Here is a 21518-nt window from a genome sequence, read left to right as displayed (position 1 = left end):
CTCCTACAGGGGAACGCGTGTCCCTGTTGGAGCGGGCTTGCTCGCGAAGAGGCCCTCCCAAACGACATCAGTGCCCGCCAACCACCATATGCGTGAACGGCGCCACATACGCCTGCAATGTCACCAGCCCGCCCACCAGGATGGCCAGCACGATCGAGTGGAAGAACACGTAGCGCAGAATCTCGCCCTCATGCCCATACCAGCGGGTCGCGGTGGAGGCGACCACGATCGATTGCGCATCGACCATCTTGCCCATCACCCCGCCGGAACTGTTGGCCGCGGCCATCAGCACCGGGCTGATGCCCAGCTGTTCCGAGGTCACCCGTTGCAGTCCGCCGAACAGCACGTTCGAGGCCGTATCCGAACCGGTCAACGCGACGCCGAGCCAGCCGAGCAGGGTGCCGAACATCGGGTAAAACACCCCGGTCGCGGCGAACGCCAGGCCCATGGTGGCGTCCAGTCCGGAGTAACGCGTGAGAAACCCCAGCGCCAGCATCGCCGCAATGGTGATCAGCGAAAAGCGCACCACCCACAACGTGCGCAGGTATTGCTTGATCAGTTGCGGGATCGAATAGCCCATCAGCAAACCGCCGACAATCGCCGCCAGCAGGATGCCGCTGCCGGTGGCGGTGAGCCAGGTGAACTTGTAGACCGCTTCTTCAGCTTTGGGCGCCGCGACCACTGGCGGGACTTTTTCGATTTGCAGGTGCAGATTGGTGAAGGTGACGGCCGGAGCGAAAATCGGGTTGGCCTCGCGCAGCGGTTTGCCCTGCGGATCGAGCTTGGCCGATTGCGTGACCGGATCAATCGCCGGACGGGTGTCGAACATATTTTTAAAACCCTGAGTGCCCCAGGCAAACACGAACACGGTGAGGATGATCCACGGCATCCATGCGCGCATCACCGCCGGGCGTGCCTGATCGCTGAACGCTGCGCTGGCGGTGACTTTCTCTTCGTCGACTTTAGAGTTGTCGACCCGCCCGGACAGCGCTGCCGAGGTGTGAACGGTCGCCGGTTTCCAGACTTTCAGGAACAACGTCAGACAGGCCATGGAAATCAGTGCGGCGATCACGTCCACCAGCATCGGGCCGTGGTAGTTCGACACGAGGAATTGCGGCACCGCGAAGCTGACCCCGGCCACCAGGATCGCCGGCCAGATCTCCAGCATCTTGCGCCACCCGGCAAACGCCCAGATCAACCAGAACGGCACCAGCACCGAGAAAAACGGCAGCTGCCGACCGACCATCATCGACAGCTCCATCTCATCCAGCCCGGTGACCTTGGCCAGGGTGATGATTGGAGTACCGAGGGCGCCGAACGCCACCGGTGCGGTGTTGGCAATCAGCGCCAGCCCCGAGGCGGCCAGCGGCGAAAAACCGAGGCCGATCAGAATCGCCCCGGTCACCGCCACCGGCGTACCGAACCCGGCCGCGCCTTCGAAAAACGCGCCGAAACAAAACGCGATCAGCAGCAACTGCAAACGCCGGTCATCGGTGATCCGCGCGAGGGAATCCTGCAGCACTTTGAACGAGCCGTTCTCGGTGGTCAGACGGTGCAGAAAGATGATGTTGAGCACGATCCAGCCGATCGGCAGCAAGCCATTGGCCGCACCGAACAGCGCCGCTGAACCGGCCATGCTCGCCGGCATGCCGAAGGCGAAGATCGAGATGAGCAGGGCCGAAGCCAACGCCAACAGTGCGGCCAGATGCGCCTTGACGTGAAAGAACGCCAGCGCCGCGAGCATCACCACCACCGGCACCGCGGCCATGAGCGTGGAGATCAGCGGGTTGCCGAACGGGTCGTAGATTTGTTGCCAGACCATGATCCACCTCTGCTTGTTGTTATCGAGGCGCAGATCCATTGCGTGGGAGTTGGTAAGCAGCAGTATAGGTGGCATTTCGCCGCTGCCCGGATGCAGGCGGCGGGCCGATCAACGGTCGTGCCCGGTCAGTGAATCAAAGTCCTTTTGTCCGGTCGTATCAGCGGCTGCGCGCACGGCGTCCTGAAGGCGCGGGCAGCGCAGCCGTTCCGTCGTCAAGACCTTGGTTTTAGGGAAGTGTTGAATGAAGCGCGCTACAACGATGCTGCTGACCGTGACCGCCGCCGTATTGCTGGCTGGCTGTGTGGCGGACTTTGATGATGACCACCGCCACGGGCGGCATTACGACCGCGATCACGGGCGTTATTACGACCACGACCGGCGCTGGGATGACCGTGATGACGGGCGCCGCGACGGACGCCGTTACTACCGTGATCGTGATGATGACTGATTGAATACCAAGAGGGCGTTCCCGCAACGGGAACGCCCTCGGCGATTAAAAATGAGCGCTCGCCCGGACGCTGGAGTGCGCAGGCGCGGTGGCCTCGAGATCCAGCAAATGGGTGGCGAGTATGTCGCTCAGAAAGCGGAACTGATCGTTGATGCCGACTACTTCATTGCTGAAGTGATTGCTCGCGGCGGGCATCAGCACATCGTCGAAATCTTCGTTGAACAGCAGCGCTTGCGTCTTGCGCGAGACAACCTGCTGCTCGTAGTAGTTGCTGCCGAACACCGGGAAGCTCACGGAGAGGGTGATGGTGCGAATCATGATGGGTACTCCTCGTTGCGTCTCGGATGGGTGAATCGTGCCTTCGCCGGGCGGCGGGCGGAAGGCAATCGTGGCGATGGTGAATATCGACGGCGTTGATGGTCGGTTTTTTTCAGCGGGACTGATGGCCTCATCGCGAGCAGGCTCGCTCCCACATGGGAACGCATTTCAAAGTGGGAGCGAGCCTGCTCGCGATGGGGCCCGCCTGGCCACAACCGACAAATGGGCCAATAGCCGCACCTATACTCAAATCTGTTTTCCTCCATTCAAGGACTCCACCACCGTGAACCTGCGTGCGCTGGGCGTCGCTGCGCTGTGTCTGCTGGCTGGCTGCGCCACCTCGGCCCGGGCACCGGTGGCGCCGCGAGCGGTGGTGGTGTCGCCGGCGACCTGGCAGCTGATCGATCGCGACATCGTCAGCGCCTCGCAGCAATCCACCGAGCAAGTAAAAGTATTTGCCCGTGGCTCGATGGAACATTGGCGCACTCGCGTCTATCAGCAAACTGAAGAAAATTTCATTCCGTGGTTCAGCAGCTACTGGACCCAGGAATGGCTGTCGATGAAGGTCAGTTGGTACACCATCAGTGCCGGCGGCGAACAGGACGCTTCGGCCAAGCGACTGGCGAGCTATCTGCTTGAGCAGTATCAGGAAAGAGTGCTGGCACCGGTGGCGGTGGAGATTGATCCGGACGCGATCCTCGGTCAGGCCACGGCGTTCTACGCGCAACTGATGGCCCAGCAGATGCCGCTCATCGCCCAACGCTATGGCGTGCCGGTGGCCCAGCTCAACGGGCGTCTGCAGAAAGTCCCGGCGATTGCCCTCGGGCCGCCGCCGGCGCGGGATGCCTCGTTGTACAACGTCATCAGCACCGAGCCGCTGAACACATTGCCGGCCTACGCTGCGTTGATCGACAAGATTCACACCGACGGTGGGGCCAAAGGCATCGGCTCGACCGACGCCGGCATGGCGCCCGTGGCCAAACGCGCGAGCCAACGATTAGAGGCGGAAATGGCCCCGCGCGGTGCCGCCAGTGCAGTGGCCGCTGCGGCAGGCAAATTGGCCGGGGCGATGATTTCCGTGGGGGTGATGGGCATCCGCGCCATTATCCAGGCCAACGACCGGCCCGACAGCGAAGCGCTGATTCGCAGCAGCCTGGGCAGCACGTTCGACAAGGCCTGGGCGAAATTGCTGCAGAACCCGATCACCGGGGTCATGGCCGGCACGCTGCATATCGCCGGGCAGGTCGAGGGCAGCCTTGGCGGGGGCGAGCAACCGTCGGTCGGGCAGGGCGTGAATCGTGTCGAATGGCAGCCGCCGCAATCGACTACCCGGCAGATCGAACCCAACGTGCAAGGAGAATGATCATGGCTTACATCGATATTTTTGTAGCACCCGTGCCGAGTGCCAATCGCGAACAGTACAAAAAACACTGTGAGATCGCCGCGAAACTGTTCAAGGAATACGGAGCGAAGGAGGTGGTTCAGTGCTGGGGCGATGACGTGCCGGACGGCAAAGTCACGTCATTCCCGATGGCGGTAAAACTCAAGGACGACGAGACGGTGTCGTCCGGCTGGCTGATCTGGCCCGACAAGGCCACCCGCGATGCCGGCATGGCAAAGATGATGGAAGACCCGCGCATGCAACCGGACGTCAACCCGATGGGGTTTGATGGGCAGCGCATGATCTTTGGGGGCTTCAAGAACCTTCTTGAAGCCTGAAGACCAACGCAAATCCATTGTGGGAGCCAGCCTGCTGGCGATTGGGCCATTACAGCCAACATCTTTGCAGGCTGACCCACCGCCATCGCGAGCAGGCTCACTCCTACAGGAAATTGTGATCACTCTGGAGAGGGGGTAATCCGGCAGCCTTTGCGGTTACGAATCTGCTCGTCCGTCGGCCGTTCGCGGACGAATTCGAAACGCGGTTCACCTTCGCTGTAATGCACCAGCCAGCCCCATTCCAGCTCGGTTTCATCCTGCCCGGGGTTGGGTGGCCGGGCCCACCACGGTTCTTTGCTGAGGATCTCGCGCATGGCGACCTCCGGTTCGATGGCAATCCTTGAACTATAGCCGGGTGTCGCCAGTCGTCAGAGAAGGCTGTGTAGAATCGGCCGATCGACGAGTGAAGGAGCAGGGCCATGACCGATGATGCGCGCAGGGATGAACCGTTCAAGCGACTGTTTTTCGCCCTCGACTGCCCACCGGCGCAGCGCAAGACCATTGCTCAGTGGCGTGGCGACCTGGGGCTGCGCACCGGCAAAGCGGTGCCGGCGGATAACTTTCACCTGACGCTGCTGTTCCTCGGTGCCGTACCGCTGGCGCAGATCAATGAAGTCTGCGAAGCCGCCGGCAAGGTACGCACGCCGGGTGAGCCATTGAAGATTGCGCTGGACCGTCTGCAGGTCTGGCATCGGGCGGGGATTCTGTCTCTGGCACCGGAGCAGGCGCCGCCGGCGTTGTTGCGCCTGGTGTATGCGCTGGAGCAGGCGATGCTGCCGTTCGGCTTCGAAGAATCACCACGCGAGTTTCGCCCGCACCTGACCCTGGCCCGTGACTTTCGAACAGAGGCGCCGGAGGCCACTACGCCGCCGGAGTTTTTCCTGCGCGCCGAGCGTTTTGCCTTGTTCGAATCGCACAAGGGTCGCTATCGAATCCTGCAGGATTGGCCACTGAATTGAGCGCAGAAAAAAGGCGCCCGAGGGCGCCTGAAATTCACCTGAGCCGAGGGAGCCAGGTGAGGCCGTTCATTGCAGGGTGCAGCGGTGGTAAGGCGCTGCGTGAACGGAAAATCGAAAGTCAGACACAGACCCTGTGGGAGCGAGCCTGCTCGCGAAGGCGTCGGCACATTCAGCATTTTGGTTAACTGAACCACCGCTTTCGCGAGCAGGCTCGCTCCCACATTTTTTGATTTGCAGTGAATTATTTACCGAGTTTCACCCGGGTCCAGCCGCGGGTCATGATCCGCTGTGTGGCTATCGGCTGATCCGGCACCGCATACAACGTCGCCATCACCGCCTGCGACGGGTACGAACCCGGGTCGTTGCGAATCGCTTCGTCCACCAGTGGCGTCGCCGCCGAGTTGGCGTTGCTGTAGCCGCTGCTGTTGGTGATCTCGGCGATGATGTCCGGGCGCATCAGGAAGTTCATGAACAGGTAGGCGTTATCGACGTTCGCTGCATCGCGCGGGATGGCGACCATGTCGTAGAAGCTGCCGGCGCCTTCCTTCGGAATGCTGTAATCGATCTGCACTTTGTTGCCGGCCTCCACGGCGCGGGCCTTGGCCTGCAGGACGTCACCGGAATAACCGACCGCTACGCAGATATTGCCGTTGGCCAGGTCCGAGATGTACTTCGAAGAATGGAAGTACGCCACGTACGGGCGGATCTTCATGAACAGCGCTTCGGCTTCGAGGATGTGCGCCTTGTCCTTGTCGTTCACCGGGTAGCCCAGATAGTGCAGGGCAGCCGGGATCATTTCGGTCGGCGAGTCGAGGAAGCTGATGCCGCAGGCTTTCAGCTTCTCGGCGTTTTCCGGCTTGAACAGCAAGTCCCAGGAGTTGGTCGGGGCGTTGGCGCCGAGCACTTCCTTGACCTTGTCCGGGTTGTAGCCGATGCCGATCGAACCCCACATGTACGGGAATGCGTGAGCGTTGTCCGGATCGCTGGCGGAGGCGTTTTTCAGCAGCACCGGGTTGAGATTTTTCCAGTTCGACAGTTTCGATTTGTCCAGCGGCTGATAGACCCCGGCCTTGATCTGCTTGGCCAGGAAACTGTTGGACGGCACGACGATGTCGTAACCGGATTTGCCCGCCAGCAAACGCGCCTCGAGGGTCTCGTTGCTGTCGAACACGTCGTAGGTCACCTGGATGCCGGTCTCGTCTTCGAACTTCTTGACGGTATCCGGCGCGATGTAATCGGACCAGTTGTAAACACGCAGCACCTTGTCGTTGGCCTGGACGCCCGTGGCGATTGCGCCCATTAAGGACAGTGTCAGCAGAGTCCTGCCAAACATTTTCATCGGTGAAACTCCATTCTTTTTATTCAAAAACACACATCTGAAACTTGATCGACAAGCGCCTTTCTGTAGGAGCTGTCGAGTGAAACGAGGCTGCGATCTTTTGATCCTCAAGAGCAAAGTCAAAAGATCGCAGCGTGCCGCAGCTCCTACAGGTCAAGCAGCGGTGGCGGCGCGTTGCGGCTGCTGCCACGCCTCATTCGCTGTCTGATCCATCGCTTCCTGAATCGCCTTCTTGCGGTTGGCTTCTGCCTTGCGGCCGAAGTACCAGACCAGGAAGGTCACCAGCGACACCGCCAGCAGAATCAGGCTGGCCACGGCGTTGATCTCGGGCTTCACGCCCAGACGCACCGCCGAGAACACTTCCATCGGCAGCGTGGTCGAACCCGGGCCGGAGACGAAGCTCGCCAGCACCAGATCGTCCAGCGACAGGGCGAACGACATCATTCCGCCCGCTGCCAGCGACGGCGCGATCATTGGAATGGTGATCAGGAAAAACACCTTGAACGGCTTGGCCCCAAGATCCATCGCGGCTTCTTCGATCGACAGATCCAGTTCACGCAGGCGGGCGGAGACTACCACCGCCACATAGGCTGCACAAAACGTGGTGTGGGCGATCCAGATCGTGACGATGCCACGCTCCTGTGGCCAGCCGATCAACTGCGCCATCGCCACGAACAGCAGCAACAGCGACAGGCCGGTGATCACTTCAGGCATCACCAACGGCGCGGTCACCAGGCCGCCAAACAGCGTACGCCCCTTGAAGCGTGTCACCCGCGTCAGGACGAAGGCGGCGAGGGTGCCCAGTGCGACGGCGGCAATCGCGGTGTAGCAGGCGATTTCCAGCGAGCGCACCACCGAGCCCATCAGTTGCGTGTTGTCGAGCAGGCCGACGTACCACTTCACCGACCAGCCGCCCCACACCGTTACCAGTTTCGAGGCGTTGAACGAGTAAATCACCAGAATCAGCATCGGCAGATAAATGAACATCAGGCCGAAGATCAACATGAACTTGGAAAAACCGAAGCGTTTCATCCCCGTGCCTCCATCTCTTTGGCCTGACTGCGGTTGAACAGCAGAATCGGCACAATCAGGATCAACAGCATCACCACTGCCAGCGCGGATGCCACCGGCCAGTCGCGGTTATTGAAGAACTCTTGCCACAGCACGCGACCGATCATCAGCGTCTCCGGGCCACCCAGCAGTTCCGGAATCACGAACTCGCCGACCACCGGAATGAACACCAGCATGCAGCCGGCAATGATCCCGTTCTTGGCCAGCGGCACGGTGATTTTCCAGAAGTTGTTGAAGTTGCTCGAGCCCAGGTCCGACGCGGCTTCCAGCAGGCTGCCATCGTGCTTCACCAGGTTGGCGTAGAGCGGCAGCACCATGAATGGCAGGTAGGCGTAGACCACGCCGATATACACCGCGGAGTTGGTGTTGAGGATCTCGATCGGGTGATCGGTGAGCCCGGTCCACATCAGAAACGCATTGAGCAGACCGTTGTTGCTGAGGATGCCCATCCACGCGTAAACGCGGATCAGGATCGCGGTCCAGGTCGGCATCATGATCAACAGCAGCAGGACGTTTTGCGCTTCCTTGCTCGCCTTGGTGATCGCATAGGCCATCGGGAAACCGATCACCAGGCACATCAGCGTGCTCAGCGCCGCGACCTTCAGCGAACCGAGGTAGGCCGACAGGTAAAGCTCGTCTTCGCCGAGCAGGGTGTAGTTGCCGATGTTCAGCATCAGCTGGAATTTCTGTTCGGCGTAGGTGTAGATCTCCGAGTACGGCGGGATCGACAGTGCAGCTTCCGAGAAGCTGATCTTCATCACCAGGAAGAACGGCAGCATGAAGAACAGGAACAGCCAGATAAACGGGATGCCGATGACGAACTTTCGCCCGCTGGGCACCAGGCGCAGGAATTGCTGATTGAAGGTTCTCATGAGCGCAGTACCACGCCGCTGTCGTCTTCCCACCACACGTAGACCTTGTCGTCCCAGGTCGGACGCGCGCCGCGGCGTTCGGCGTTGGCCATGAACGACTGGACGATCTTGCCGCCCGGCAGTTCGACGTAGAACACCGAGTGGCCGCCGAGGTAGGCGATGTCATGCACTTTGCCTTCGGACCAGTTGTAGCGGGTCTCTGGCTTGAGCGTGCTGACGAGCATTTTTTCCGGGCGGATCGCGTAGGTGATCGACTTGTCCTGCACTGAAGTGCTGACGCCGTGGCCGACGTAGATCTTCTGCTGCAGGTCCGGGCTGTGGATGATCGCGTGACCTTCAAGGTCTTCCACCACGGTGCCGTCGAAGGCGTTCACGTTGCCGATGAATTCGCAGACCATGCGGCTGACCGGCGCTTCATAGATGTCGACAGGGCTGCCGATCTGGGCGATCCAGCCGAGGTGCATGATCGCGATGCGCTCAGCCATGGTCATGGCTTCTTCCTGATCGTGAGTCACCATCACGCAGGTCACGCCAACGCGTTCGATGATCTCGACCAGTTCCAGTTGCATCTGCGAACGCAGCTTTTTATCCAGCGCGCCCATCGGCTCGTCGAGCAGCAACAGCTTTGGACGTTTCGCCAGGGAGCGGGCGAGAGCGACGCGCTGACGCTGACCGCCGGACAACTGATGGGGTTTGCGTCTGGCGTATTGGGTCATGTGCACCAGGCGCAGCATCTCTTCGACGCGGGCGTCGATTTCGCTGGCCGGCAAACGGTCCTGCTTGAGGCCGAAGGCGATGTTCTGCGCCACGGTCATGTGCGGGAACAGCGCGTAGGACTGGAACATCATGTTGATCGGCCGCTCGTACGGCGGCATGTCGGTGATGTCCACGCCGTCGAGCAGAATCCGCCCTTCAGTCGGCCGCTCGAAACCGGCGAGCATGCGCAGCAGGGTCGATTTGCCCGAACCGGAGCCGCCGAGCAGGGCAAAGATTTCGCCCTGATGGATCTCCAGGGACACATCGTCCACTGCCGTGGTTTCGTCGAACTTCTTGGTGACACGATCGACTTTCACCAGAACCTTTTTCGGTTGCTGGTGACCTTCAAGTGCCTTCCGGTAAGTGCTGGAGGCGTTTGCCATGTGAAACTCCCAACAGGTTTCGTTCGCTCGGCCAACGTGGCCGGGCTTAAGTGGATTGCAAGCCAGGGAAAACTGTCCTCGCCACACATGGCCCCTGTAGGAGCTGCCGAAGGCTGCGATCTTTTGATCTTGATTCTGAAAAACAAAATCAAAAGATCGCAGCCTTCGGCAGCTCCTACAGGGATCGCATTTGCTGCGGGTTACCCTGACCTGGTCGGCGCCGCCGTCCTGGCTGCCTGGGTCGTACTTGTTGTTATTACGGTTTGTTGTTTTCACGGATGACGGATGCGCGCACGCGCCGCCGCCGACCCCGTGGGGGCAGTAAACAGTTTTGAAATCCTGGGTTGAATCAGCGCTGGTTGCGTCGCGCCGCACGTTGCCGGCAGGCCTCGCCGAACGCCTGGAAAATCTTCAGGTAGTTCGGGTTGTCCAGCACCTGCCATTCCGGATGCCATTGCACGCCGAGGGCGAAGGTCGGGCTGTGCTCAACCGAGATCGCCTCGATCAGGCCGTCCGGCGCCACCGCTTCGGCACGCAGGCCGGGCGCGAGGCGGTCGATGCCCTGGCTGTGAATCGAGTTGACCTGGAACTCGCCCGGCAACGCCAGCGCTTCGAACACGCCACCCGCCAGCACGCTCACGGCATGTGCCGGTGCGTACTGCACGGCCACGTCCGGGCTATCGGCTTCACGGTGATCGAGCATGCCCGGCAGCTCGTGCACCTTCTGGTGCAGGCTGCCGCCGAACGCCACGTTCATTTCCTGAAAGCCACGGCAAATGCCGAGTACCGGAACGCCCGCCGCGATGGCTGCACGTAATAAAGGAAGGGTGGTGGCGTCCCGCGCCGGATCGTGATCCGTACCGGGTTCGCTGTCCGGGCCTTGATAGTGGAAGGGTTCCACGTTCGAGGGCGAGCCGGTCAGCAACAGACCATCGAGTTGACCGAGCAGGTCTTCGATTTCAGTCAGTTTGCCAAGGGAAGGAATGACCACTGGAAGACCCTGAGCGCCAACGCTGACAGCACGTACGTACTTGTCGCCGCTGATGTGATAGGGGTGCAGGCCAATCTGTTTGACGCACGCAGTAACGCCGATCAATGGCTTGAATGCCATTTTTATTCACCTCGAAGTTTGACACTTGAACGAGCTTTTCCGGAGCTTAGCCTCGTTGATTTTAATTAACAACTGCCATGTAAAAAATTCTAAACGCCGCTCATGCAATCTTCATGATTTCAGGCCTTATGGCGCCTGCATTGGCACTCGAGTGTTAAAAAAAGCCCGAAAAATAAACGCTGAGCGGCCAGCTGTTCGCTATTGACTTCACTTTGCCTTTCGGATTGACTGGCTCGGCGAAACAGCGGTGAACATAATAATTAACAGCTAAATAGGTGCATCATGTCGGTCCCTCTGCGTGCCGTTCAACTCAACGAAGCAAACGCATTCCTTAAGAAACATCCTGAGGTTTTGTACGTCGACCTTCTGATTGCGGATATGAACGGTGTGGTGCGCGGCAAGCGCATCGAGCGCACCAGTCTTCACAAGGTTTACGAGAAAGGCATCAACCTGCCGGCCTCGCTCTTCGCTCTCGACATCAATGGCTCCACGGTGGAAAGCACCGGCCTGGGTCTGGACATCGGCGACGCCGACCGCATCTGCTACCCGATTCCGGGCACCCTGAGCATCGAGCCGTGGCAGAAGCGCCCAACCGCACAACTGCTGATGACCATGCACGAGATCGAAGGCGAGCCGTTCTTCGCCGACCCGCGTGAAGTGCTGGCCAACGTGGTGCGCAAGTTCGACGAACTGGGCCTGACCATCTGCGCCGCGTTCGAACTGGAGTTCTACCTGATCGACCAGGACAACGTGAACGGCCGTCCGCAGTCGCCACGTTCGCCAGTCTCCGGCAAGCGCCCGGTGTCGACTCAGGTGTACCTGATCGACGATCTCGATGAATACGTCGACTGCCTGCAAGACATCCTTGAAGGCGCGAAAGAGCAGGGCATCCCGGCTGACGCGATCGTCAAGGAAAGCGCCCCGGCGCAGTTCGAAGTCAACCTGCATCACGTCTCCGACCCGATCAAGGCCTGCGACTACGCGGTGCTGCTCAAGCGTCTGGTGAAGAACATCGCCTATGACCACGAGATGGACACCACCTTCATGGCCAAGCCGTATCCGGGCCAGGCGGGCAACGGCCTGCACGTACACATTTCGATCCTGGACAAAGAAGGCAACAACATCTTCGCCAGCGAGGATCCCGAGCAGAACGCCGCGCTGCGACATGCGATCGGCGGTGTGCTGGAGACCCTGCCTGCGCAAATGGCTTTCCTTTGCCCGAACGTCAACTCGTACCGTCGTTTCGGCGCGCAGTTCTACGTGCCGAATTCGCCGAGCTGGGGCATCGACAACCGCACCGTGGCGGTACGTGTGCCGACCGGTTCGGCCGACGCCGTGCGCATCGAGCACCGCGTGGCGGGCGCCGACGCCAACCCGTACCTGCTGATGGCTTCGGTGCTGGCCGGTATTCACCACGGTCTGACCAACCAGATCGAGCCAGGCTCGCCGGTTGAAGGCAACAGCTACGAGCAGAACGAACAGAGCCTGCCGAACAACCTGCGCGACGCGTTGCGCGAGCTGGACGACAGCGAAGTCATGGCCAAGTACATCGACCCGATGTACATCGACGTATTCGTCGCGTGCAAGGAAAGCGAGCTGGCCGAGTTCGAGAACTCGATCTCCGATCTTGAGTACAACTGGTATCTGCATACGGTGTAACGACCATCCGCCGTAATGGCTGGTGACTGTCTCACCACCATTCCCTGCAGGAGCTGCCGAAGGTTGCGATCTTTTTGATCTTGATCCTGGAAAAACAAGATCAAAAGATCGCAGCCTGCGGCAGCTCCTACAGGGGATCGTATTACCAGATCGCCCCCCCCAATCCCCTTGTCGAGCCACAACAATGACCACCACCCGCAACGACTGGGAACAACGCTTCCAGTCCCTGAGCATCGAATCCCGCGCGTTCATCAACGGTGAATACCGTCCGGCGATCAGCGGCGCTACCTTCGAATGCCTGAGCCCCGTCGACGGCCGTTTCCTCGCCTCCGTGGCCAGCACCGATGAAGCCGACGCCAACCTCGCCGTCGAAGTCGCCCGTCAGTCGTTCAACTCCGGCGTGTGGGCGCGCAAGGCCCCGGCCGAGCGCAAACGCATCCTGATCCGCTTCGCCGATCTGATCCTGCAACACCAGGAAGAACTGGCGCTGCTGGAAACCCTCGACATGGGTAAACCGATCAGCGACTCGATGAGCATCGACATCCCGGCGACCGCCAACGCGATCCGCTGGAGCGCCGAAGCGATCGACAAGATCTACGACGAAGTCGCCCCCACCCCGCACGACCAACTCGGCCTGGTGACCCGCGAGCCATCCGGCGTAGTCGCCGCGATCGTGCCGTGGAACTTCCCGCTGATCATGGCCAGTTGGAAGTTCGCCCCTGCGCTGGCGGCGGGTAACTCGTTCATTCTCAAACCATCGGAAAAGTCGCCGCTGACCGCTATCCGCATCGCCCAGCTCGCGCTGGACGCGGGTATTCCGAAAGGCGTGTTCAACGTGTTGCCGGGCTTCGGCCACACCGTCGGCAAGGCGCTGGCGCTGCACATGGACGTCGACGTGCTGGCCTTCACTGGTTCCACGGCGATTGCCAAACAGCTGATGATTTATGCCGGGCAAAGCAACATGAAACGCGTCTGGCTCGAAGCCGGTGGCAAGAGCCCGAACGTGGTGTTTGTCGACGCCCCGGACTTGCGCGCGGCAGCCCAGGCTGCGGCCGGCGCCATCGCCTTCAACCAGGGCGAAGTCTGCACCGCCGGTTCGCGTTTGCTGGTTGAGCGTTCGATCCGCGAGCAATTCATTCCGCTGCTGGTAGAAGCGCTGCAAGCGTGGAAACCGGGACATGCCCTCGATCCTGCGACCACCGTCGGCGCGGTGGTGGATCAGCGTCAACTGGACAACGTGCTGCGCTATATCAGCCTCGGCCGTGAGCAGGGTGCCGAGCTGATTGCCGGCGGCCAGCGCACCCTCGAAGAAACCGGTGGCTTGTATGTGCAACCGGCGATCTTCGATGGCGTGACCAATGCGATGACTATCGCCCGCGAAGAAATCTTCGGCCCGGTGCTGTCGCTGATCACCTTCGACACCGTTGAAGAGGCGCTGCAGATCGCCAATGACAGCATCTTCGGCCTCGCTGCCGGCGTCTGGACCAGCAACCTGAGCAAAGCGCACACCTTCGCCCGTGGCCTGCGTGCCGGCAGCGTGTGGGTCAACCAGTACGACGGCGGCGACATGACTGCACCGTTCGGTGGCTTCAAACAGTCGGGCAACGGTCGCGACAAATCGCTGCACGCGTTCGACAAGTACACCGAGCTGAAAGCGACCTGGATCAAGCTCTGATTTTCTACAGCGGTGGTCGCCTTTGATGGGCGACCCTCGGAGAACAATAAAATGAAACAACAACACGTCAACAGCTACTACGCCGCCACGCGCAACGAAGTCATCGACTTCCCGACCCTTGAAGAGTCGGTCGAGTGTGATGTCTGCATCATTGGCGCCGGCTACACCGGCCTGTCCTCGGCACTGTTCCTCACCGAAGCCGGTTATAAAGTCACGGTGCTGGAAGCGGCGAAAGTCGGCTATGGCGCCAGCGGTCGCAATGGCGGGCAACTGGTCAATTCCTACAGTCGCGACGTCGATGTGATCGAAGAGCGCTACGGCGACAAGACCGCGCAAATCCTCGGCAGCATGATCTTCGAGGGCGCCGACATCATCCGTTCGCGCATCAAGGAATACGACATCAAATGCGACTACCGCCCGGGCGGCATTTTCGCAGCGATGAACAAGAAACAGCTCAACGGTCTGGCCGAGCAGAAGCGCAGTTGGGAGCGTTACGGCAACAAGAACCTGAAGATGCTCGACGCCGCTGACATTCGTCGCGAAATCGGCTCCGACGCCTACGTTGGCGGCCTGCTGGACCTGCAGGGCGGCCACGTTCACCCGCTGAACCTGGCCCTCGGTGAAGCCGCGGCCATCGTGCGTCTGGGCGGCAAGATCTACGAGCAGTCGGCTGCCGTGGAAATCAAATACGGCGAGCCTAACGTGGTGCGCACCGCCACAGGCCAGGTGCGCGCCAAGTACCTGCTGATCGCCGGCAACGCCTACCTGCCGCAAGGTCTGGACAACCGTGTGACCGCGAAAAGCATGCCGTGCGGCTCGCAGATCGTCGTCACCGAACCGCTGACCGAGAAGCAGGCACGCAGCCTGATCACCAACAACTATTGCGTCGAAGACTGCAACTACCTGCTGGATTACTACCGTCTGACCGCCGACAACCGCCTGCTGTACGGCGGCGGCGTGGTCTACGGCGCGCGGGAACCGGACGACATCGAACAACTGATCCGGCCGAAGATCCTCAAGACCTTCCCGCAGCTCAAGGACGTGAAAATCGACTACCGCTGGACCGGCAACTTCCTGCTGACCATGTCACGCATGCCGCAGTTCGGTCGCATCGAGAAAAACGCCTACTACATGCAGGGCTACAGCGGTCACGGCGTCACCTGCTCGCACCTGGCCGGCAAACTGATCTCGGAAATGATCCGCGGCGACGCCGAACGCTTCGACGCCTTCGCCTCGCTGCCTCACATGCCAATGATCGGCGGCCGCACCTTCTCCGCCCCATTGACCGCCCTCGGCGCCGTCTACTACTCGCTGCGCGATCGCTTCGGCATCTAGGTTACCTCCCCGGCGGCGGCCCCCAGGACCCCGCCGGTTTTTTACCTGAAACACCAAAGCTCAAAATGTGGGAGCTGGCCTGCCAGCGATGAGGCACCCTCAATCCCACAGAAACACCAACGTGCCCACTGTAGGAGTGAGCCTGCTCGCAATGGCGCCAGTACAGGCATCATCACTCCCACAGAAACACCGCGAACCCTGCGGGAGTCTGGCTTGCCAGCGATGACGGCCTGACAAACTTCACAAAGCCAACTGACACAAAAGAGCTCCAACTGTAGGAGCGAGCCTGCTCGCGAAGAGGCCATATCAACCAACCTCCATGTCGACTGACACACCGCTTTCGCGAGCAGGCTCGCTCCTACAGTGACTGTATTACCAAGGCAACAAGGACTTTTGCTCCACCGTCCATCGAACCTGCTGAGCAACACCTGCAAACGTGATTTAATAGCCGCCTTTCACGGTTCCGGGACACGGGAGCAACGTGATCCGCGCCCTCGGCGCGTCACCCGCCACCCACCCCCATCGCCCTTAAGTCGTTCTCACATAAGGCTGTCATGGATACGGGTTCTCGACTCAAACTAGTACGCGAAAGCTACAAACTCTCCCAGCGCGAGCTGGCCCGGCGTAGCGGCGTGACCAATGCCACCATCTCCCTGATCGAACAGAATCGTGTCAGTCCTTCCGTCAGCTCGCTGAAAAAGCTGCTCGAAGGCATCCCGATGTCCCTGGCCGACTTCTTCACCTTCGACCAGCCCCCGCGCGAACACCAATACGTCTTCCGCGCCAACGAACAACCCGACCTCGGCCGCCACGGCCTGCGTCTGCTGCTGATCGGCGCTTCAGTGCCAAGCCGCCAGATGCGCCTGCTGCGCGAACAATACGCACCGGGTGCCAGTTCCGGGGAAGAGCCGATTGTGCATGCGGAAGGCGAGGAGTGTGGGTTGGTAACCCGTGGCACGGTGGAGTTGACCGTGGATGGCCAGGTGAGCGTGTTGAATGCGGGGGATGGGTATTATTTTCCGACGACACTGCCGCATAAGTTCCGGAATATTGGGGCGGATGAGGCTGAGATTATCAGTGCGAATACGCCGGCTAACTTCTGATCGTTGTTTAGATAAGGCGTACGTTGTAAATAAATCCGACATCTTTTATTGGGTGTCGGTTTTTTTTCGTGGATGAAAAGTTTGTAGGGGGCAGGGTTTTTATTTGTAGGAAGGTTCTGAGTTGGTGCGTGATGATACGAGGCTAAGAATGTTATGGCTCTTCTGGCATGTTTACATTGCGTGGTAAATGATCGGACGTCATTCTTGATTGTCTGTAGAGCTTGATTGTTGGTGTTATAGCTATGTGAGGGGGGCGGGTTGTGCAATTAAAAGATTTTCAGCGTTTTTTTCGTGTTTATTGTCTAATTCTTGCTTCTTCGTTTTTCTGGAGTGTAATGGTCGTAAACTGTATTGGTCAGTTTATAGAGCTTGAGGAGGACTTGGGCTGGGTAGTGATTTTGGTTGTTTTTGTTCTATTTGCTTTGTATGGTTTTGCTTTTTCTGTTCCATCGCCTCGCAATATGCTCGATGGGAGAAAGATCGAAAAAAAGCACTATAATTTACGATGGGTGTTAATCGAAATGAGTTTTATGTCTATGATATTGGCCATTTATTTTGTTCCTTTTGTGATGGGGTTCGATTTTTTCAATGGTGTTTCGTACTGGGTGATAGTGTTTTTTCTGTTCGTATTGTTTTTTGGAGTGTTTTGCTATTTAAGCTTTTTTCAGCGTTCGTTTCGCTCTCGCTGTTAGTGGGCCGGTTGTGTGATTACTTTTCAAGGCTTGATTCTTTAATTGAGTTTAGCGTGAAGCTGTCAGTTAAAGCTTCGAATGCTAAGGTTGGTATTCCCATTTGCTTGTGGGCCCGTTCGTAGTTTATAGGGTCTCTATTGAAAAATTGCACCGAATCTGGCTTTCGGACGAGATGTATCATGCCTCGAATAGACAGATAGAGATCTACGGTGTAATAGGTAAAATCACCGTTGCTGATGCCGAAAACTTTCTGATAACCCATCCTGATGGGGCCCACAACACTTGGTTTGTCAGAGCCGTTGTAAATGTTTCCCACACCCTCGTAAATGTTGTTGACGCCGTGCCCGATTAAGGCAATGCCCGTAACGCCAGCCTTGCCTCGGGTGGCACCAATCGCTAAGGCGCCAGCCTGAAGTTGCATGCTTCCCGCAGCGATGCTCAGCCCATTCTGAAAATAAAACATGGACTTGGCAGAAAGCTCTGAATACTCGTCCCTGAGTTCCTGCAATCCTTGCTTGGCACTAATGACACCTTCATCAACCGCTCGAATAATCTCATTCGCATAAGACGACACTATTTCGCCAAATTTGAGCTGGCTAAAACTGTCGTACAACTGCGTGGCGCCGATCTGGCAGCCGAACGCGACCAGCTCCGACGCGGCGCGGGTAACGTCGTTGATGTCACACGAATCCTCATTCATCGTCATTTCCCCACGTGCTGTAGCCGAACGTGCCCGCCTGAATGTGCGTCCAACTGATTTCGCGATAAGTGAACGACACCAGTTCCTGTGGTTGTGCGTCATTGAGGTGAATGGCATGGGGAACTTGAAGATTGATGTGGGCGACTTTGGCGCCGGTTATGTGGATTTTGAAATATTTGTCTTGGGTGCCGGCGAGCGAGGTTCGGTAGAAAAATATTGTGCATTCCAGCACTTCGCGCTCGTGAAGAGCGGCGGACAGAAGCGGGGAGGATTTGTCGATATTCTTGGTAATCATGATTGGCAGGTGTTGGCCTCGGTCGGCGCCAACGCCACCGTTATTGCCGGCGGTCATGTTGTGTGAGTAGGCCAGCACCATGATTTCATCCAGGTGGCCCAACTGGCATTTGTTGCCGATTGAACTAGTGTCGGAACATCCGTCGGAGATCAGTCCTTGTCGGTTTCCGGTGATAGTCATGTAACTGTGATTGGCCATGGATGTTCTGCTTTATTAGGAAATTAGTCTTGTCTGCAGAGTAACTGTCAACTCAAGCCAAGGCCGAGAGGCAGAGTTTCGTTGTTTTTGAAACTCAGACGCGTCTTACAGGGGCGTTAGAAGTCAAGAAGTGAATGTTCTGAAGTGCTGCAAGGTTATGGCCGGTTTTGGAGCCGAGCGGGAGCAAGCTCCCTCGCCACATGATGTGTTTTCCTACGAAGTTTTCAGATATCGAAATTGCGCGAGTCTTTCAGGGAATAACCATTCGTCTGGCGCACCGCACGTTCGCCACACCCCTTCTTCCAATGCTGTAACTCACCCAGCAAAGGAAGAGCCACCATGCTGAACCATAAAATCGCGGTGTTAACCCTCGCGGCGTTGCTGTCCGGCAGTTCGCTGTATGCGATCGCGGCCGGCGAAACGCCGACCCCAACGGCGAACGACGGCAACAGCCAGACTCGCGACCCGGCGTCCCCTGCCACCAATGCCGATCCGGACGCCAATTCGCTGCCTAAAGGTGGTGATGGTGGCAAGACCGACAATGGGCCGGTGCCTTCTGCTTCCAAGCCCAGCCCTGCAGGTCAACCGTCCGGTAGCAGCAGTGGGGGTAACGGCGGTGGTTAACGGATGTCGCGCACTAAAAAGCCCGGTCTTTTGAGCCGGGCTTTTCTTTGCCTGTCGCAAACACCGATCTCAAACGCTTACTTTGCCTTCCAATGCCCACCACCATTCTCACAATCAATTCGCGCCTGGGCCAAATGCTCTACGTCGTAGTAATACGTGGTCACTTGGGCGTTGTCAGGGATGTTCAGCGCCTTGGCATTTTTGTCTTTGCTGGTGGAGTGCGGGTTGGCCAGGGATTCCTGGGTGATCGTGGCGATACACGTGGCCTGATAGTGGTCGGCGCAGTGTTCGACCTTGGTTTTAGTGCTGCTGAGCATGTCTTTGCTTTCATTGCTGCACGACCAGTCGATGGAGCTGACGGGCATGCCTTCGTATTCGTAGCAGCTGTGGGTTTCCACCGCTGGCACCGAAGCGCTGGAGGATTGGGTCTGGACGTCGCAGCCCTCGGCCATGACGCAGGTGGGGATGACGCTGAAGGTAGCGATCAGGAGCAACAGTCGGATGTTCATCGCGGAACTCTCCCATGGCCCCATGTTTGATCGTGAGCGGGGCGTTTATTGTTTGGAGATTGGCTAGTCTCGGAAGGTTCCATCAACCATTCCGGTGAGAGTACGCGAAGGTGCTCCTGTTCAACTCACTCGGTGTCGTACATTAACTCTAATCTTTCGATCCACTCATCAGTTGCGCGAAACCTCGAATAATAAGATTGCTTTTCAATGTCGCTCAATTGAGTGAAAAAACTGAAAAAATAATTGTTGTCGTAATATTCTTGAGCACCTTGCATGCTGCCTCCCCACCAAGAAGGCTCGTAGCCTTCAAAAGCAAACCATGGTGGAGGAACCGCAAATTTTTTGCGGTTAAGCATCGTTAGAAAGTCAAGGCTGTTAGTTATCAAGCGAATCGTGACAGAGTTGAATTCTCTAGTAGATGCGAAGAATATCAGTCGGTCTCCACTCAATGCGCGGTCGTATTCAAATACCGGAAGATCATTGAAGGTTCTTTCAGTGTTTTTTCTGAAGTGAGATTCGACGAGTGATTCAAATTCAACCAAATCATTAGGTTCGATTAGGAACTGCGAAAAAAATGCGCAGATATCAGCGCTTTCCAATGAAGTAGTGGGAGGCTGAACGGGTAAGTTGGTCTGAGCTAAAGGCCGAGAAAACAAGCTTTTAAGCTCTTGTTTGCTGTACCCGGCTATTTGCTCTTGCCTAGGTTCTGGTTTTATCAGCGAAATTAGTTTTTCGATAAGGCTCATTCTGTTCTCGCTCCTGCGTATATTCAGTTAGCCAAGGAGCACCAAGTACTACGAGGAGGTTGGATCAGTAACTCGAGCAGCAGGTTTTCCTGACACGGTGAACATCCTTGTAAATACGCTGTTTTGGAAATGTTACACAAAAGAGGGTGGGTTGAACCATTTCAGTTGTCCGTCTACATCTCATCGCCAGAGGTTTCCCCCATCGGCACCACGACGTAGACTGCGAAACAAGTTGTCAAGCCTCACCCACGGACGGAACCGCGCATGATCGAAATCGGCAGCCGCAACAACGCCCCCACGCCACAGCACCCTACTCAAGACATCTACATTTTCTGCTTTGACCTGTCCCGACCGGGGACGCCATTCTGCTTCGAGCAATCGATTGGCGGTGGGCATGCAAATCAGGGCGGGGCTCGGTGGTTGGCGCTAGATGAGCTGGATGGCTGGCCTGGCGAGTGGCGTGAACATCTGAAGAAAGCCGATTGTGCGTGGGTCGCGCAATTGATCGATGCGTATCCGGGGACGGATCAGACGTCATTGGTGTCCATGCTTCTTGAGCAACATTCCCAGCCAGTGGGGCGCTTGAAAGCGATCGGCAACTGGCTCAAACGCAACATCCACGTTGGCGGCCGTTACGGCATCTAACCCGAGGGAATCCCCATGACCCAGACACTCGAACGCGCTATCGCCCTCGCTGCCACCGCGCACGCCGGGCAGGTCGACAAGGGCGGTGCGCCGTACATTCTGCATCCCCTGAAAGTCATGTTGCGCATGAGCACCCTGGAGGAACGCATCGTCGCCGTGCTGCACGATGTGGTCGAGGATTGCGGTATCAGCCTCGATGATTTGCGCAAGGAAGGCTTCAGCGAAGAGGTGCTGACGGCGATTGCATCGGTGACCAAAGTGCCCGGTGAGTCCTACGAGGATTTCGTCGAGCGCGCGGCGCAGAACCCGATTGGCCGGGTGGTGAAACTGGCGGATCTGGAAGAGAACAGCGACCTGTCGCGGATTGCCTCGCCGAGTTGGGAGGATCTGGAACGGGTCGAGAAATATCGCCGGGCGATCGGACGGTTGCGCTCATAAATCACCACGTTCCCCTGTAGGAGCTGCCGCAGGCTGCGATCTTTTGATCTTGATCCTAAAAAACAAAATCAAAAGATCGCAGCCTGCGGCAGCTCCTACAG

23 protein-coding genes are annotated in these 21518 nt (G+C 58.3%); 11 read left to right on the top strand and 12 right to left on the bottom strand.

Translation table 11 applies throughout. From position 1 onward, the window contains the following. Window positions 1-67 precede the first annotated feature (67 nt). The gene (locus BW33_RS24310) at window positions 68-1822 is read right to left on the bottom strand and encodes an L-lactate permease (RefSeq protein WP_047602027.1); all 1755 of its coding nucleotides are present in this window, start codon (window positions 1820-1822) and stop codon (window positions 68-70) included. A gap of 241 nt (window positions 1823-2063) precedes the next feature. Between BW33_RS24310 and BW33_RS24305 the strand changes: the two genes are divergently transcribed. Next, window positions 2064-2270 carry a hypothetical protein gene (locus tag BW33_RS24305; RefSeq protein WP_041073476.1) on the top strand — a complete coding sequence of 69 codons (207 nt, stop codon included), beginning with the start codon at window positions 2064-2066 and terminating at the stop codon, window positions 2268-2270. A 45-nt stretch (window positions 2271-2315) separates the two neighbouring features. Here the strand turns inward: BW33_RS24305 and BW33_RS24300 are convergent, their stop codons facing one another. After that, on the bottom strand, window positions 2316-2588 hold the full coding sequence (locus tag BW33_RS24300; protein WP_047601766.1) for a hypothetical protein: 273 nt from the start codon (window positions 2586-2588) through the stop codon (window positions 2316-2318). Between the two features lie 283 nt (window positions 2589-2871). On the opposite strand from BW33_RS24300, the gene BW33_RS24295 reads away from it, so the two are divergent. Continuing rightward, on the top strand, window positions 2872-3951 hold the full coding sequence (locus tag BW33_RS24295; protein WP_047601765.1) for a hypothetical protein: 1080 nt from the start codon (window positions 2872-2874) through the stop codon (window positions 3949-3951). Window positions 3952-3953: 2 nt separating this feature from the next. After that, entirely contained in the window at window positions 3954-4307 is a 354-nt protein-coding gene (locus BW33_RS24290) for a DUF1428 domain-containing protein (RefSeq protein WP_047601764.1), read from the top strand. 119 nt (window positions 4308-4426) lie between these two features. On the opposite strand, the gene BW33_RS24285 is transcribed toward BW33_RS24290, so the two are convergent. After that, complete coding sequence (locus BW33_RS24285; RefSeq protein ID WP_047601763.1) at window positions 4427-4621, bottom strand: hypothetical protein; 195 nt, start codon at window positions 4619-4621, stop codon at window positions 4427-4429. 105 nt (window positions 4622-4726) lie between these two features. Between BW33_RS24285 and thpR the strand changes: the two genes are divergently transcribed. After that, window positions 4727-5266 carry an RNA 2',3'-cyclic phosphodiesterase gene (thpR, locus tag BW33_RS24280; RefSeq protein ID WP_047601762.1) on the top strand — a complete coding sequence of 180 codons (540 nt, stop codon included), beginning with the start codon at window positions 4727-4729 and terminating at the stop codon, window positions 5264-5266. A gap of 241 nt (window positions 5267-5507) precedes the next feature. Here thpR and BW33_RS24275 read toward each other — a convergent pair whose 3' ends face one another. From BW33_RS24275 to BW33_RS24255, 5 genes are all read right to left on the bottom strand, one after another. After that, window positions 5508-6605, bottom strand: coding sequence for a polyamine ABC transporter substrate-binding protein (locus tag BW33_RS24275; RefSeq protein ID WP_047601761.1), 1098 nt, complete (start codon window positions 6603-6605; stop codon window positions 5508-5510). A gap of 153 nt (window positions 6606-6758) precedes the next feature. Further along, a complete protein-coding gene (locus tag BW33_RS24270; protein WP_047601759.1) occupies window positions 6759-7637 on the bottom strand; it encodes an ABC transporter permease subunit in 879 nt (292 codons plus the stop codon). Then, window positions 7634-8515 (bottom strand): ABC transporter permease subunit, encoded by an 882-nt coding sequence (locus BW33_RS24265; RefSeq protein WP_442965417.1) that lies wholly within the window; start codon window positions 8513-8515, stop codon window positions 7634-7636. The genes BW33_RS24270 and BW33_RS24265 overlap by 4 nt, the downstream gene beginning before the upstream one ends. A 29-nt stretch (window positions 8516-8544) precedes the next feature. Further along, the gene (potA, locus tag BW33_RS24260; RefSeq protein ID WP_047293495.1) at window positions 8545-9687 is read right to left on the bottom strand and encodes a polyamine ABC transporter ATP-binding protein; all 1143 of its coding nucleotides are present in this window, start codon (window positions 9685-9687) and stop codon (window positions 8545-8547) included. 349 nt (window positions 9688-10036) lie between these two features. Beyond that, window positions 10037-10798 carry a gamma-glutamyl-gamma-aminobutyrate hydrolase family protein gene (locus tag BW33_RS24255; RefSeq protein WP_047601754.1) on the bottom strand — a complete coding sequence of 254 codons (762 nt, stop codon included), beginning with the start codon at window positions 10796-10798 and terminating at the stop codon, window positions 10037-10039. 282 nt (window positions 10799-11080) lie between these two features. Between BW33_RS24255 and BW33_RS24250 the strand changes: the two genes are divergently transcribed. The 4 genes from BW33_RS24250 (at window position 11081) to BW33_RS24235 (ending at window position 16570) form a co-directional block, all read left to right on the top strand. Further along, window positions 11081-12457 (top strand): glutamine synthetase family protein, encoded by a 1377-nt coding sequence (locus BW33_RS24250; RefSeq protein WP_047601753.1) that lies wholly within the window; start codon window positions 11081-11083, stop codon window positions 12455-12457. A gap of 184 nt (window positions 12458-12641) precedes the next feature. Then, on the top strand, window positions 12642-14132 hold the full coding sequence (locus tag BW33_RS24245; protein ID WP_047601751.1) for an aldehyde dehydrogenase: 1491 nt from the start codon (window positions 12642-12644) through the stop codon (window positions 14130-14132). 51 nt (window positions 14133-14183) lie between these two features. Beyond that, window positions 14184-15467: an NAD(P)/FAD-dependent oxidoreductase gene (locus BW33_RS24240; protein WP_047601749.1), complete on the top strand. Its 1284-nt coding sequence runs from the start codon at window positions 14184-14186 to the stop codon at window positions 15465-15467. A gap of 554 nt (window positions 15468-16021) precedes the next feature. After that, entirely contained in the window at window positions 16022-16570 is a 549-nt protein-coding gene (locus BW33_RS24235; protein WP_003226097.1) for a cupin domain-containing protein, read from the top strand. A 708-nt stretch (window positions 16571-17278) separates the two neighbouring features. Here BW33_RS24235 and BW33_RS24225 read toward each other — a convergent pair. Next, window positions 17279-17962 (bottom strand): DUF4225 domain-containing protein, encoded by a 684-nt coding sequence (locus BW33_RS24225; protein ID WP_047601744.1) that lies wholly within the window; start codon window positions 17960-17962, stop codon window positions 17279-17281. After that, complete coding sequence (locus tag BW33_RS24220; RefSeq protein ID WP_047601742.1) at window positions 17955-18455, bottom strand: Hcp family type VI secretion system effector; 501 nt, start codon at window positions 18453-18455, stop codon at window positions 17955-17957. The genes BW33_RS24225 and BW33_RS24220 overlap by 8 nt, the downstream gene beginning before the upstream one ends. A 339-nt stretch (window positions 18456-18794) precedes the next feature. On the opposite strand from BW33_RS24220, the gene BW33_RS24215 reads away from it, so the two are divergent. Beyond that, complete coding sequence (locus BW33_RS24215; RefSeq protein WP_047601740.1) at window positions 18795-19079, top strand: hypothetical protein; 285 nt, start codon at window positions 18795-18797, stop codon at window positions 19077-19079. Window positions 19080-19156: 77 nt separating this feature from the next. Here BW33_RS24215 and BW33_RS24210 read toward each other — a convergent pair whose 3' ends face one another. Continuing rightward, entirely contained in the window at window positions 19157-19588 is a 432-nt protein-coding gene (locus tag BW33_RS24210) for a hypothetical protein (RefSeq protein ID WP_047601738.1), read from the bottom strand. A 125-nt stretch (window positions 19589-19713) separates the two neighbouring features. Continuing rightward, a complete protein-coding gene (locus BW33_RS24205; protein ID WP_047601736.1) occupies window positions 19714-20334 on the bottom strand; it encodes a hypothetical protein in 621 nt (206 codons plus the stop codon). Window positions 20335-20598: 264 nt separating this feature from the next. Here BW33_RS24205 and BW33_RS24200 point away from each other — a divergent pair, with 264 nt between their 5' ends. Further along, window positions 20599-20979, top strand: a complete 381-nt coding sequence (locus BW33_RS24200) for a hypothetical protein (RefSeq protein WP_047601734.1) — start codon at window positions 20599-20601, stop codon at window positions 20977-20979. A 15-nt stretch (window positions 20980-20994) separates the two neighbouring features. After that, window positions 20995-21417 carry an HD domain-containing protein gene (locus BW33_RS24195; RefSeq protein WP_047601732.1) on the top strand — a complete coding sequence of 141 codons (423 nt, stop codon included), beginning with the start codon at window positions 20995-20997 and terminating at the stop codon, window positions 21415-21417. Window positions 21418-21518 lie beyond the last annotated feature (101 nt).

The organism is Pseudomonas sp. RIT288, assembly GCF_000631985.1.
In the GTDB taxonomy this organism is placed as follows: Bacteria; Pseudomonadota; Gammaproteobacteria; order Pseudomonadales; family Pseudomonadaceae; genus Aquipseudomonas.
This window is presented reverse-complemented; position numbering and strand designations above follow the sequence as displayed.

Coding starts and splice junctions, on each gene's coding strand:
- BW33_RS24235 (WP_003226097.1), top strand. CDS start 16,022: ATGGATACGGGTTCTCGACTCAAACTAGTACGCGAAAGCTACAAACTC.
- thpR (WP_047601762.1), top strand. CDS start 4,727: ATGACCGATGATGCGCGCAGGGATGAACCGTTCAAGCGACTGTTTTTC.
- BW33_RS24220 (WP_047601742.1), bottom strand. CDS start 18,455: ATGGCCAATCACAGTTACATGACTATCACCGGAAACCGACAAGGACTG.
- BW33_RS24200 (WP_047601734.1), top strand. CDS start 20,599: ATGATCGAAATCGGCAGCCGCAACAACGCCCCCACGCCACAGCACCCT.
- BW33_RS24270 (WP_047601759.1), bottom strand. CDS start 7,637: ATGAAACGCTTCGGTTTTTCCAAGTTCATGTTGATCTTCGGCCTGATG.
- BW33_RS24225 (WP_047601744.1), bottom strand. CDS start 17,962: ATGAATGAGGATTCGTGTGACATCAACGACGTTACCCGCGCCGCGTCG.
- BW33_RS24275 (WP_047601761.1), bottom strand. CDS start 6,605: ATGAAAATGTTTGGCAGGACTCTGCTGACACTGTCCTTAATGGGCGCA.
- BW33_RS24245 (WP_047601751.1), top strand. CDS start 12,642: ATGACCACCACCCGCAACGACTGGGAACAACGCTTCCAGTCCCTGAGC.
- BW33_RS24195 (WP_047601732.1), top strand. CDS start 20,995: ATGACCCAGACACTCGAACGCGCTATCGCCCTCGCTGCCACCGCGCAC.
- BW33_RS24205 (WP_047601736.1), bottom strand. CDS start 20,334: ATGAGCCTTATCGAAAAACTAATTTCGCTGATAAAACCAGAACCTAGG.
- potA (WP_047293495.1), bottom strand. CDS start 9,687: ATGGCAAACGCCTCCAGCACTTACCGGAAGGCACTTGAAGGTCACCAG.
- BW33_RS24310 (WP_047602027.1), bottom strand. CDS start 1,822: ATGGTCTGGCAACAAATCTACGACCCGTTCGGCAACCCGCTGATCTCC.
- BW33_RS24255 (WP_047601754.1), bottom strand. CDS start 10,798: ATGGCATTCAAGCCATTGATCGGCGTTACTGCGTGCGTCAAACAGATT.
- BW33_RS24240 (WP_047601749.1), top strand. CDS start 14,184: ATGAAACAACAACACGTCAACAGCTACTACGCCGCCACGCGCAACGAA.
- BW33_RS24285 (WP_047601763.1), bottom strand. CDS start 4,621: ATGCGCGAGATCCTCAGCAAAGAACCGTGGTGGGCCCGGCCACCCAAC.
- BW33_RS24210 (WP_047601738.1), bottom strand. CDS start 19,588: ATGAACATCCGACTGTTGCTCCTGATCGCTACCTTCAGCGTCATCCCC.
- BW33_RS24250 (WP_047601753.1), top strand. CDS start 11,081: ATGTCGGTCCCTCTGCGTGCCGTTCAACTCAACGAAGCAAACGCATTC.
- BW33_RS24290 (WP_047601764.1), top strand. CDS start 3,954: ATGGCTTACATCGATATTTTTGTAGCACCCGTGCCGAGTGCCAATCGC.
- BW33_RS24215 (WP_047601740.1), top strand. CDS start 18,795: ATGCTGAACCATAAAATCGCGGTGTTAACCCTCGCGGCGTTGCTGTCC.
- BW33_RS24305 (WP_041073476.1), top strand. CDS start 2,064: ATGAAGCGCGCTACAACGATGCTGCTGACCGTGACCGCCGCCGTATTG.
- BW33_RS24300 (WP_047601766.1), bottom strand. CDS start 2,588: ATGATTCGCACCATCACCCTCTCCGTGAGCTTCCCGGTGTTCGGCAGC.